The following is a 13,331-nucleotide window of genomic DNA, read 5'->3' as shown; positions in this document are numbered from 1 at the left end:
TGAAGAAAGTCATGGACAACATTGGGGGTAACGAATAGATAATCTGGATTCCGGCCTAAAATCCGCCGGAATGACGCGACTGACACTGTTGACGAAACCAGCAGAAAGAATGCAGTCACCCTTCGGCTCCTTTAGACACCGTTCATCCTGAGCGTGAGGGACGAACAGTCGAAGGATGAAAAATATAATGTGGCAAAGCCAATAAAAACCGAAGCTAGCCCAGCTTTGCCGCTTGAATACTCAGCCCCTGACAAACAGAGTTAAATGCATCCCCTTCCATTAAAGGTAAATCAGGAAGCATGTCGATGACTTCCTGACGCACTATCGGCGACAAGCTCATCCCGCCGGTGATAAACAGCATTTCCGGTGGCTGACCGCTGGCGTCCAGGCATTCATTAATCAACTTTTTCACCCGTTGCAGCCAGCTTTGCATCGAACGGTGCAAATCATCCTGACTGATATCCACCTGATAATCGCTCTGGATATAATGCAATGGCAAGGTGATTTGCGGCTTGTCGGACAACATTTCCTTGGCCATACGCGAAGAGTTAACCAACCGTGCCGACAGTTTTTCGGTTTGTACAATCAACAATCGTTGCAGTAATTCAGGATGACTGGACACCGACCTGGTTTGAGCTATTTCCAGCCCGTATTCGTCCGAGAAAAAGTTGTTCAAACGGGGAATATTGTCCACCGCACACATATCCGAGAAATAGGTTGGCGGGATCGGTAAATTATTACCAAAGGTCGTGCCCATTCCCATAGTCGGGGCAATGGTTTTGGTGATCAGATTCTTGTCGCATTCCATACCACCGATACGAGTACCGGTCACCGCCAGCACGTCTTGCTGTCTATCCAGTTGCAGTAAGCGTTCCGGTGATAATTGAATACAACAGATATCGGTCGTACCACCACCAATATCCACCACCAATACGTTTTTGGCCTCGGGCAGCTGACGCTCGATATTATAGGCAGCGGCAATCGGTTCCTGCAAAAATTCCACCGTCTCAAAACCGGCCTGCTGTGCGGCGGCACGCATAATATCCAGAGCCTGGCTATTACCCGCTTCACCGCGCGTCCCATGAAAACGTACCGGACGCCCTATAACCGCTTTACTGACCGTTTTGCCCAATTGTTGTTCGGCACATTGACGAAAATACGCCAATTGTTTGGCAATCAGACCGACAAAGGCCTGATGCTGGCCTCCCAGTAAACTGGCCCCCAAAAAATTCTTGGGCGAATAGATCAAACGGCCTTTATCCGGCATTTTCAGATAACGCTTGAATCCGGCCTCGCCAAATAAGAACTCGCCGGTTTCAACCAGCTTGCTCAGCGACAAATCCTGCACCGTCATATCTTCCATCAGGATATGGATAGCTTGTTGCTGAAGCTTGGGCTTGTTATGAAAATCGCCGCGTAAACTGTCAATTCTGTCACTGTATAGTTGCTGTTCACGGGGCTCTTTGGCCTGATAATAACCTTCTTTGGCTTTATCGATTTTTACTCCAATCGCCCGCTGCAACTGATCGACTTTGGCTTCAACCCGTTCCGCTGGCGGCAAGGGTAATTCATCCGGGTAATAGACAAATACTGAGGAGCGAATTTTATATGGTGTAGCCGACAACGGATCCAGTTTAATCAGTTGATGTTGCTGTCCGTCAAAATACACCACCTCCGAATTGGAGGTGCCATAATCAATACCAATTGCGGTCAAAACGTGCGTTACCCTGTCGAAAATTGAACGCGGATCTTAAAGCAAATAGCCGCCAAATCAAAAGATTCTTGTGCGGATTTATCAAGGGCGTGTCGCTGCTGTTATTGGTCGAAAATCAGCTTAGTTACAATGATGACTTTTATATCTTATTGCCACACTGCCCTGTCTCATATCAGAAAATTTTTGAATGAGATCACCTGTGGTTGCAAACAGCAAAATAAACAGGATAGTTTTTCGGTAAATGAATGGGTAAGGTATAGCCTCTTACTTGTTTTGGGAAATTGATAAAATGATATTGCGTATTATATTCATTGTTTGTGCGCTGATGGTTGGGAATGCCGCTATCGCCAAACCGCCGAGCGTAAAGAGCTTTACCGAAAACTTTGAATATCAATCCGGTTATTTCGATCTCTATTACCAGCCGGACAGCGGCAAAGTCTACGTACTGGTCAAGCGTTTTGGCCAGCCATTTTTGTTCCAGAGTAGCTTGCCCCAGGGCATGGGATCCAATGATATTGGTCTGGATCGCGGTCAGTTGGGTGATACCCGGATTGTCCAGTTTGAGCGTTTTGGCGACAAAGTGTTACTGCGCCAGCTGAATACCTACTATCGTGCCGAAAGTGACAATCCGGCCGAAAAAGCCAGCATTGATGAGGCCTTTGCTGATTCGGTTATCGCCGGTTTACCCATTGTAGCCAGTGACAATAATGCCGTATTGATCGATTACACTGATTTCCTGCTATCGGACATTCATCAGGTTTCCCAGCGGCTGCAACAAACTCAGCAAGGCAGTTACAAGCCAGATCCTAAACGCAGCGGTGTTTATCCTGCCCGCCTGAAAGCCTTTCCGAAAAATACCGAACTGGAAGCGCTGGTGACTTATGCTGGATCCAAACCCGGTGAATATGTGCGTCAGGTCACCCCGGATCCCGACAGTATCTCGGTTCATCTGCACCATTCTCTGATTGAATTGCCGGATGACAATTATCATCCCAGAGCCTTCCTACCTTTTTCCGGATACTGGTCTATTGAATATGAGGATTATGCGGCCCCTATCGATCAATCGATGGTCAAACGTTTTATTCCCCGCCATCGACTGGAAAAGAAAAACCCGGCAGCAGCGGTAAGTGAAGCCGTTGAACCTATTATTTATTACCTCGATCCGGGTACACCGGAACCGGTGCGTAGCGCTTTGAAAGACGGTGCCATGTGGTGGAACGAAGCTTTTTCGGCATTAGGCTACAAAGATGCATTTCAGGTTAAGGACCTGCCGGCCGACGCCGATCCTATGGATGTGCGTTACAACGTGATCCAGTGGGTACACCGTGCCACCCGTGGCTGGTCCTATGGTTCATCGGTGATAGATCCGCGCAGTGGCGAAATTCTCAAAGGACATGTCACATTGGGTTCGTTAAGGGTTCGTCAGGATTATCTGATTGCGCTGGGACTGACCAGCCCCTTTAGCCAGGATAATGCCGACACTAGCGCACAACAAGCCATGGCGCTGGCGCGAATTCGCCAGTTGGCCGCCCATGAAGTAGGACACACTCTGGGCTTGGCACACAATTTTGCTGGCAGTGAAAACGGCAATGCATCGGTGATGGATTATCCCCACCCTTACGTTTATGTGGATGATAATCAAGTCAAAATCGATAAAGCCTACAGCGTCGGTGTAGGACTTTGGGACAAATATACTATTGCCTACGGTTACAAAAGCTTTGATCCAAATCAGGATGAGTCCCGACAACTGGCCAAACTGGTTCAGGGTGCCAGAAGCAGTGGTTTGAACTATATTTCTGATCCCGATGCCCGTCCCGGCGATACGCCCAGCGCACAGGGCAATTTATGGGACAACGGCACCAACCCAGTTGATGAGCTAAAACGTATTATTGATGTACGTCAGGTGGCATTAAGCCATTTTGGACTTAACAGCATCAGCAAGGGAACGTCTTTGTCATCGCTAGAAGAATCGCTGGTACCGATTTATTTGTTGCACCGCTATCAGTTGCAAGCAGCGGCCAAGCTGGTCGGTGGCATCCGCTATCAATATGAAGTCAAAGGCGACTACCCTTCAGCCAGAGGGCAAACAGCGGTCAATTCTGAAATACAACAACAGGCTGTAGATGCGATGCTGAACACCCTGTCACCGGCCTTTCTGGCCATTCCTGAGTCTTTGACAAGACTGATCCCACCCAAAGCCTATGGAGAAAGTCGTAACCGCGAGAGTTTTAAAGGGCGAACGGGACTGGCCTTTGATGCCATTGGGGCGGCAGAATCGGCTTGCGGTTATACCTTGTCGCAACTATTACAGTCTGGCCGGCTAAACAATCTGGCCGCGCAATATAATAATCCCCTGACAGTAAGCAAACTTGTCGAACAGATAGTGGCTAAAACCCTGAAGGCCCCTGACAACAAGGATTATCGGCAATTACAACAGCGTATTAATGCTGTCTCACTGGAGGCATTAGTAACAGCGACGCTGGACTCCAATCTGGTTCCGGAAGTCAGAGCCGAACTGGAATACCAGCTTAGCCAATTGCAATTATGGCTGGAACGCCAATCCAAAGATCCGCAGGCCCAAATGATGGCCAGACAGCTGGAGCAGTTTTTCCGAACGGGTGACTGGAAATCCAACTTCAGCATTTTGCCCCTACCACCGGGATCACCCATATAGATTTAAGCAACAAGTGGCGAGCTTCGAGCGACGAGCTAAAAGCAAAACCCGAATCCTCGACATCACTGTTGTTTCAATCCTGTCATCCCTGCATTCTTTTGAGCAGGGATCCATTATTTAATATTTTGCTCTACCTGCTACTGGACCCCGGCCAAAATCAAAGCCGGGGTGACGGACTTTTAACTTCGTACAGACTTACAGTATTGGCCTACATTTCGACTCTAACTTTCCTGAGTAAAATATGGGCTTGTCGAATGTCCGAACATGGACGTTCGGGCAAGGCCGGCTTTTGAGATGGGCGAAATCGGAATAGCAAAGCACCGCTTTGCAGATTGAGCCGGAAATCAAGGATGATTTTCGCGGCCTTTGCTTTGAAGCAGGATGCGAGAAAAGCAAAGTTGCATCCGGCCGCTTCGGCATTTAAGCCAGTATTTTAATTGGATTAGAAAGTTAGTGGAGTAAAGGATTCTTTCGCCTCTTTCTTATCCTTAAGAAAGGGGTTCGCCCCGCATGGATGCGGGGCGAAAAAAGCCATGGATGGCAGTTGTCGAAGCCAATTAAATTCTGGATCCCCGCTAACAATATGCAGGGATGACGATGTTTTATGTCAATAATAAACCTGTCTATCCCGTTCACCCTGAGCGCGAAGAATGAGCTGTCGAAGGGCTACCGGGGGGACGATTATCTTACTTGGTCAAATATTGGTTTTCCTCAACGACTTTGATACCAGTCAGCAATGACTTGTCGTTCTTCCTCGGTCATACCGGTTTTATTCAATAGTGGCATATCTTTGCTTTGTACCGTTCTGGCATAAATACGCGGCGCAAATTGTTCAATTTGCGCCCATTTATCCAGATGCAGTCCCATCGGTGCCACGACAAAAATGTCATCGGTCGGCGTAGCAGAATGACAACGGGTGCAGTGTGTTTCAACCAGATTAAGCACCGCTTTTTGTGACTCGCTTAATGGGGTTTCAGGTTGCTCAACTCTGGTAACGTCAGTCAATGCTTTGCTTTTAGGCCAGGATATCCAACCGGCAATTAACAGCATGCCTAACATGCCGGTCACCAATACCGATGGCCGGAAAATACCCTGATGACGTAAGTTGAAAAAGTGCCGGATCCAGGCCGATACCACCGAGATCAAAATCAATACCAGCCAATTTTGCGGATGCTGGTAGGTCATGGGGTAATGGTTACTGATCATAATAAACAACAAGGGCAAGGTCAGATAATTGTTATGCACCGAGCGTAGCTTGGCACCTGCCCCCCAGGCTGGATCGATATCCTGCTTGTTTTCCACCGCTGCGACCATTTTTTTCTGCGACGGAATGATATTAAAAAACACATTACCGGCCATAATGGTGCCAATTAAGGCACCAATATGCATATAAGCGCCACGGCCACTAAACCAGCTAGTAGCCAACCACGAACCCAATGTCAGCAATGCCATAAAAAACAATGCAAACAACCAGGGTGATTTGGCCAACGGACTATGGCAGGCCAGTTCATACAAGGCCAGACCGCCAAAGATAAAACCTAGACCCATTATGACTGCGGTTGCCGGCTCTAACGGCATCACGTTGGGATCAATTAAATAGGCCGACGCGCCAAAATAATACATCAGGGTAAGCAGGGCAAAACCACTTAACCAAGTGGTATAGGCTTCCCATTTAAACCAGTGTAAGGTTGGCGGGATCACCTCCGGGCCATATTGATACTTACCAATTTCATAAAAACCGCCACCATGCACCGCCCATAAATCACCTTTGATGCCTTTATCTTTTTTCCAGTCCGGTGGTGTGCGCAAATTATTGTCCAACCACACAAAATAGAACGAGGCACCAATCCAGGCCACCCCGGCAATCACATGAAACCAGCGAATAAAAAGCGATAGCCATTCAGTCCATTGCATAAAGTTGTTCCTCTTGTTGTTGGTACGCCAAGCATCCATTTACCCAGGTGGCGGCAATAGCGCGATCATCACCTAACATGCTGAGGGCAAAGATAATATCGGCCGGATTATCGGTTTTAGAACTATCGCGCAAACGCAAGGTAGATAATGTATCAAAGTCGGGAGCAAGCAACACAAAATCGGCATCGGTACCGATATTCAGATTACCGATTTTATCTTCCAATTGCAGTGCGACCGCCGCGCCCTGGGTCAGCATATATAAACCGGTTAACGGGTCCAGCTTATCTCCCTGAAGTTGACAGACTTTATACGCATCACCCATGGTGCGCAGCAGATTAAAACTGGTTCCCGCCCCGACATCGGTGCCCAACGTCACATGCACCTGATGCTCGCGAGCTTTATGCAAGGCAAATAAACCGCTACCCAGAAACAGATTGGAACTGGGGCAAAATGCGATAGTCGCGCCACTTTCACTTAACCTTGACCATTCATCATCAACCAGATGAATACAATGACCAAACACCGCGCGGGATCGCACCAAGCCAGCCCGGTCATACACGTCCAGATAATTATCCGCATCAGGATAGAGTGATTTAACCCATTCGATTTCCTGTCTGCTCTCGGATAAATGAGTCTGGATAAATACATCTGGATATTGCTGCGCAAGTTCGCCCAAGCATTCCAGTTGGGCCGGTGAGCTAGTGGGAGCAAAGCGCGGTGTCAGACAATAATACAAACGATCCTTACCATGCCACTGTTCAATTAATTCGGCACTCTGGCGTTGTGCCGTTTGGGCGCTATCCTGCAACCACTCGGGGCAATGCCTGTCCATGCAGGTTTTGCCGCCAATGATTAACATCTGTCGTTGCTGTGCGGCAGAAAACAAGGCGTCCGTCGCTTCTTTATGCACACTGGAATAAACCATCGCAGTAGTCGTACCATTGCGCAACAATTGCTGTAGAAACACATCGGCAATTTTCTGTGCATAGACCGGGTCAGCAAACTTGCGTTCTACCGGAAAGGTGTAATTTTCCAGCCATTCGAGTAATTGCTCGCCATAGCTGGCAATCATTTCGGTTTGCGGGAAATGAATATGGCTGTCGATTAATCCCGGGATCAGCAACTTGCCGCGATAATCCACAACGTCAGCATCTGGATAGCGTCCGACCATCAGCCCATAATCATTCAAATCAACAATTTTTCCGTCATCTATGACCAGCCCACCTGCGGCGAAATACTGTATATCTGCTGCCGGAGTCTGGCTCTGTCGTGGAAAATGAAGCACCGCCGCACGAATAATCTGTATTGTCATAGTTGCCCTTTAACTTCCACGTTTTAACTACCTCTATAACTGCTAAAGCCAAAGGGTGAAATCAACAAAGGCACATGATAATGGCCACCTTCATATTCCATTTCAAAGGTAATATCCACATAAGGATAAAACGCTTTGCCGTGTTTAGTTTTTAAATACTTCCCGGTTGAAAAATGCAGATGATAGGTGCCGGGAGAAAAGTGCGCATCAGCCCAAACATTACAGCGGCCATCGTTATCGGTTACTCCTTCAATCACCTGCCCCTCAGAGGTAGTTAAACGCAGTTTCATTCCTGCTGCCGGTTTACCTAGCGCAGTATCCAGCACATGGCTCGATAAGCTATTCATCACTGTTCTCCCAATATTTAATTGCTCAGATTTTTGGCCAGCCGTAACTGGGTTATTTTGAGTTGTTCAGCCGCAGCAATACGCATTTCTGTCTCAGTACTGTTATGAATACGCCGTTGCAGTTTTTCCAGCATCGCTTCTGCACTCAATCCTGTAGCACAAACAATAAAAATAAAGCCGTTTTGCTGGTAATAACGCTGATTTAACTCGGCCAGTTCAGCTAACACCTTTGGGTCGGCACCGGCTGTCCCGCTTTGCTCGGCACCGGCCATAGTCTGAGTATTAGTATACTTGGCTTGCAAACTGGATAGATCACCAATCATCGGGTGGGCAGAAAAGGCTTCAAGATAATCTTGCTTAGCCGCATTCAACCAGTATTGTTCTGCACGTTCCATCAAACGACTGATATCCGCGTAGGGTCTGCCATTGACCATTTGTTCACACCAGTTTTGCGCGGCACAACTTTGCATAAACCAGTCTGTGGCGTCACTGCCAGGCAGGGTGTTGAGTTGTTCTATTGTCATTGTATCTAGTGTCATTTGTTTGATTGTCTTTTATATTAAAACAAGGCTTTTAGTTGCTGATTTTGTTGCCAACTTTTTTGCTGGTGCTGGCGGGAAACAGGCTCGGGTTGCAGTCGCTGAATAAGTTGGGCAGCAATTGAAACCGCTACTTCAATTGGCTTTTTACCACCAATATCGGTAAGCCCCACCGGGCTAATTAAGCGAGCGATTTGTTCGGTACTAAAACCTTTATGAGCCAAACGGGTTTTAAAACGGCGGGCTTTGGTATCGGAACCTATCATGCCCAAATAGCCGATATCCGATCTTTTTAGTGCCGCGTCGACCAGTTCAAAGTCCAGTTGATGGTTGTGAGTCATAATCAATACCCAACTGTTAGAGGGTAATTGCTCGATAATTTCGAGCGGCTCATCGGTTAGTTTGATCTGAATATGGCTGGCGGTTTGATTGTCCGCAAACAGTTCTGGTCGCTGATCCACCCAGCTAATTTGCAATGGCAACTGGGACAGTATCGGCATCAGAGCTTTTGCCACGTGGCCAGCACCAAACACGGCCAGATGTTGTGCATGTTGTGTTTTTACTTCATACAACACATTAATCGCACCGCCGCAGCACTGACCGAGTTTGCTGGATAACGGATAATGTTCAATCTGTTGTTGTTCCTTTCCTGTAAGCAACCATTGGCGCGCCTGAGCAATTACCTGATATTCAAGATGACCGCCACCAATGGTATCGAAACTGCTATCAGCAGTGACCACCATTTTGCTACCGGCATTTCTGGGCGTAGATCCGGCACTAGCCAGCAACGTCACCAATACATAAGCCTGCCCATGCTGCTGACATTGGTACAAGGCATCAAACCAGTTATGCGGTCGCATGCTGCTCTCCTTGTCTTGCCTGGGTCTGTTCAATAGCCTGTAAAACCTTCTCCGGTGTGGCCGGGGGATCGAGCTGAGGATCAAAGCGATAATCGCTAATACTGGCAATTGCGTCTTTAAGGGCGCACCAAACCGAAATTGCCAACATAAATGGTGGCTCTCCCACCGCTTTGGAATGATAAATACTGTCTTCATCATTGGCGCGGGGATATAAATCCACCTTAAAAATCTCGGGCGTATCACCGATGGCCGGGATTTTATAAGTGGCCGGATTATTACTCAGTAACCGGCCTTGACTATCCCATTTAAGTTCCTCGCAGGTCAGCCAACCCATCCCCTGAATAAAGCCTCCCTCTATCTGACCAATATCAATGGCCGGATTAATGCTATTACCCACATCGTGCAGAATATCCACCCGGTCCACTTTATATTCGCCGGTTAAAGTATCCACACTCACCTCTGAAACTGCCGCACCATAGGCAAAATAGAAAAACGGTCGTCCGTTGCCGCTAGCGCGATCGTAATGAATTTTCGGGGTACGGTAGTAACCGGATGACGACAGTGATATACGACCAATATAGGCCTGCTGGATTAACTCAACGAAACCGATTTGGTGTCCGTTTAGCCGGATCTGCTGGTCGGCAAATACCACTTGCTGCGGATCGCCATCAACCTGTGTCGCATAAAACTCGGCCAAACGCTGTTTTAAGGTGATGCAGGCATTTTGCACCGCTTTTCCATTAAGATCGGTGCCGCTCGACGCTGCCGTCGGTGAAGTATTAGGGACCTTATCGGTGCGGGTAGAGGTGACTTCCACATAATCTAATGGCACGCCAAATTCATTCGCCACGATTTGACCAATTTTGGTATGCAGCCCCTGCCCCATTTCAGTGCCGCCATGATTAGCCTGAATACTGCCATCGGTGTAAATATGCACCAATGCACCAGCCTGATTCAAATGCTTGGCAGTAAACGAAATACCGAATTTAACCGGGGTTAGCGCCAATCCTTTTTTGATAATAGGACTGCGTTGATTAAATTCAGATAACCGCTGACGGCGCTGCCAGTAATCGGCCGACACTTCCAGTTTATCGATAATATCCGGCAACAAATTATGCTCCACCAACATCCCGTATGGCGTGGTATTACGTTGATCTTGTTGATACAAATTACGTTTACGGATGGTTAATGGATCGATCCCAAGATGACGGGCGATATTATCCATCATCGCTTCGGCCATTATCATGCCTTGCGGGCCGCCGAAACCACGAAAAGCGGTATGCGACACCGTATTAGTACGACAACGATAACCGGCAATTTTCGATTCGCCCATAAAATAGCCGTTATCAGCATGAAACATGGCACGATCGACAATGGCATCGGACAAATCTGCCGAATAACCGCAATTGCCGTTAATCGTCTGCGAACTGGCGACAATCAAACCGTTGTTATCGGTGGCGACTTTGTAGCTATTTTCAAACGGGTGACGCTTACCGGTAGTGATAAAATCATGCTGGCGCGGCAGTCTGAGTTTAACCGCACAGCGATTACGATGGGCGAAGATAGCCGCCAGACAAGCCCACTGTGCGGCCTGTGTTTCTTTACCACCAAAACCACCGCCCATGCGGCGCATATCCACTATGACTTTGTGTAATTTAATCCCCAGGACTTCGGCCACCAGTTTTTGTACTTCACTGGGATGTTGACTGGAGCAATACACCAACATTCGATCTTCTTCTTCAGCAATGGCCAACGCTACCTGTCCTTCCAGATAAAAATGCTCCTGCCCGCCGATATCTAGCTGGCCTTGCAGTTGAATTGCGCCCTTTTCATAAGCTGAATCAAAATCCCCCTGTTGCATAAAATGCGCAGGACGGACAAAATTTTGCTGTTGATGAGCCTCCTCAACCGTTAAGCAGGCCGTTTGCGGCTCGAATTCAATCTCGGCTAATAAAGCCGCGCGGCGAGCGTTGTCAGTACTATCGGCGAGCACGGCAAAAATCGGTTGACCATAAAACAATATCTGAGCATCGGCTAACACCGGATCACCATCAAATACCGGCGCAATGTCGGTATGTCCCGGCACATCAGCAACGGTGATCACATCGACCACACCGGGACTTTGCCAGACTTGCTGTAAATCCAGCTTTTTTATCCTACCGCTGGCGACGTTACTACCGCCCACTGCAGCATGTAATAGATTAGCCGGTTCCGGCATATCATCCACGTAGCGAGCCTGACCGGACACCTGCCGAATGGCGCTTTCATGGGGTTGTGCCTTGGTGGTTTTCAGCGATTTTTGTCTGCTTATAACAGCCGTATCTTGGTTGAATTGTTCAGCGGTGAGTTTACGCATGGTTCACCACCCGAGTCTGAATAGTTAAATCTTGTTGATTAGTTTCCAGCCAAAAGCGCTGCCATAAATTAGCCAACACTTTATTGCGATAATCGGCACTGGCGCGCACATCATCAATGGGTTGAAACGCCTCGGCCAAGATCTGTTTACCGGTCGTCATCGATTGGTTGTCTGACCAACGTTTGTCCAGCAGTTTTTCCGCCAGTGTTTTGCAACTTACCGGTGTGGCCGCCACGCCACCAAACCCGGTACTAACAGACTGAATAACGTCATTATCCAAGGTGAGATAAAACACCGCACAGACCGCAGAAATATCGTCTTCGTAACGTTTGGACACTTTATAGGCTCGCAACACGCTATGCTCAGTTTTAAATGGAATACGGATAGATTCAATCCATTCATCCGCCCGCATAACGGTTTGCCGATAACCGCTAAAAAACTGCTTGGCGGCAACGGTTCGACGCTCAGTGCCGTTATCCAGCACAATATCAGCACCCAGTGCCAATAGCACCGGTGGCAAATCACCAATAGGCGAAGCATTGGCCACATTACCGCCCAAAGTGGCCTGATGACGAATAGGCGTTGAGGCAAAGCGTTCAATCAGTTCTGCCAGCTCGGGAAAGTGTTGAACCAATTCTGGCTGAAGTTGCTGCAAAGGCACTGCAGCACCAATGTTCAACGTATCTTGATCGGCTTTTAGCTCAAGTAATTCCGCCACTTTACCCAGATAAATCATTTCCGGCATGGGCCGTTGTTGCTGGGTGACTTCTAACGCCAGATCGGTGCTACCTGCCACCAGTCGAGCAGTTGGATGGCGCAAACGCAGCGCCTTTAATTGCTGGCGATCAAGCGGAATATGTAATCCTTCCAATCCGAGTTTTTGATCTGAGTGTTGCTCGGCTAACGTTTTTAATTGCGCGAGAGTTTGTTGCTGCTGCAAATCAAACTTGTCGGTGGTCCTATGCTGACAACTGGCTAAACTGGCGTCGATAATCGGCCGGTAACCGGTACATCGGCATAAATTACCCGATAACGCCTGATTAACCTGCTCGCGATTAGGTATCTGTGGCTGGTGATAGAGGGCAAACATCGACATCACAAATCCGGGGGTACAAAAACCGCATTGGGAACCATGATGATCCACCATCGCCTGTTGCACAGGGTGCAAACCGGTCTCGTCGGCCAAATGTTCAACAGTTAATAACTGTTTGCCTTGCAAGGCAGATAAAAAGGTTACGCAACTATTAATTGACCGGTACGCGAGTTTGTTGCCGCTGGCATCCGGCTCAGCCAATACCACGGTACAGGCGCCGCAATCACCGGACGCACAACCTTCTTTGCTGCCAGTAAAACGGCAGTGTTCACGCAAATAATTCAACACCGTCAGATCGGCTCTGGCATCGTCTATTTGTATGCTTTTGTCATTAAGCATAAAGCTGATCATGTTTTTCCCTGCCATCCCATACTGGTATTTTTCAGTGTCATATTATCGAGTTTCACACCTATTGATACAAAAACCTGACCATATGGTCAAGATAATTCAGGAATTGCCATAAAACTTGTGGTACAACATTAAGTCTAGACCTTTATGCCAAGAATTAATTAGATCAATAAA

Annotated in this window: 9 protein-coding genes; 1 reads left to right on the top strand and 8 read right to left on the bottom strand. The window is 48.0% G+C overall.

From position 1 onward, the window contains the following. Positions 1-214: 214 nt before the first annotated feature. The gene (locus V1467_RS06465; RefSeq protein WP_416307980.1) at positions 215-1,714 is read right to left on the bottom strand and encodes an Hsp70 family protein; all 1,500 of its coding nucleotides are present in this window, start codon (positions 1,712-1,714) and stop codon (positions 215-217) included. 289 nt (positions 1,715-2,003) lie between these two features. Between V1467_RS06465 and V1467_RS06460 the strand changes: the two genes are divergently transcribed. After that, positions 2,004-4,388: a zinc-dependent metalloprotease gene (locus tag V1467_RS06460; protein WP_416307979.1), complete on the top strand. Its 2,385-nt coding sequence runs from the start codon at positions 2,004-2,006 to the stop codon at positions 4,386-4,388. Between the two features lie 711 nt (positions 4,389-5,099). Here V1467_RS06460 and V1467_RS06455 read toward each other — a convergent pair. From V1467_RS06455 to xdhA, 7 genes are read right to left on the bottom strand one after another with little or no spacing between them, the layout of a single operon-like run. After that, positions 5,100-6,302, bottom strand: coding sequence for a urate hydroxylase PuuD (locus V1467_RS06455; protein WP_416307978.1), 1,203 nt, complete (start codon positions 6,300-6,302; stop codon positions 5,100-5,102). Further along, positions 6,289-7,614, bottom strand: a complete 1,326-nt coding sequence (gene guaD / locus V1467_RS06450; protein WP_416307977.1) for a guanine deaminase — start codon at positions 7,612-7,614, stop codon at positions 6,289-6,291. The genes V1467_RS06455 and guaD overlap by 14 nt, the downstream gene beginning before the upstream one ends. Before the next feature lie 23 nt (positions 7,615-7,637). After that, complete coding sequence (gene uraH, locus V1467_RS06445) at positions 7,638-7,961, bottom strand: hydroxyisourate hydrolase (RefSeq protein WP_416307976.1); 324 nt, start codon at positions 7,959-7,961, stop codon at positions 7,638-7,640. Between the two features lie 17 nt (positions 7,962-7,978). Continuing rightward, a complete protein-coding gene (uraD, locus tag V1467_RS06440) occupies positions 7,979-8,500 on the bottom strand; it encodes a 2-oxo-4-hydroxy-4-carboxy-5-ureidoimidazoline decarboxylase (protein ID WP_416307975.1) in 522 nt (173 codons plus the stop codon). Between the two features lie 20 nt (positions 8,501-8,520). Then, positions 8,521-9,360, bottom strand: a complete 840-nt coding sequence (xdhC, locus tag V1467_RS06435) for a xanthine dehydrogenase accessory protein XdhC (RefSeq protein ID WP_416307974.1) — start codon at positions 9,358-9,360, stop codon at positions 8,521-8,523. Continuing rightward, complete coding sequence (xdhB, locus tag V1467_RS06430) at positions 9,347-11,716, bottom strand: xanthine dehydrogenase molybdopterin binding subunit (protein WP_416307973.1); 2,370 nt, start codon at positions 11,714-11,716, stop codon at positions 9,347-9,349. Before xdhB ends, xdhC begins: the two co-directional genes overlap by 14 nt. Then, on the bottom strand, positions 11,709-13,160 hold the full coding sequence (gene xdhA, locus V1467_RS06425; RefSeq protein WP_416307972.1) for a xanthine dehydrogenase small subunit: 1,452 nt from the start codon (positions 13,158-13,160) through the stop codon (positions 11,709-11,711). Before xdhA ends, xdhB begins: the two co-directional genes overlap by 8 nt. Positions 13,161-13,331 lie beyond the last annotated feature (171 nt).

Origin of the sequence: Neptunicella plasticusilytica (assembly GCF_047922965.1) — a bacterium.
GTDB classification, from domain to species: Bacteria; Pseudomonadota; Gammaproteobacteria; order Enterobacterales; family Alteromonadaceae; genus Neptunicella; species Neptunicella plasticusilytica.
Note: the sequence above shows the minus strand (reverse complement) of the source record. Positions and strands in the feature narration are given on the sequence as shown.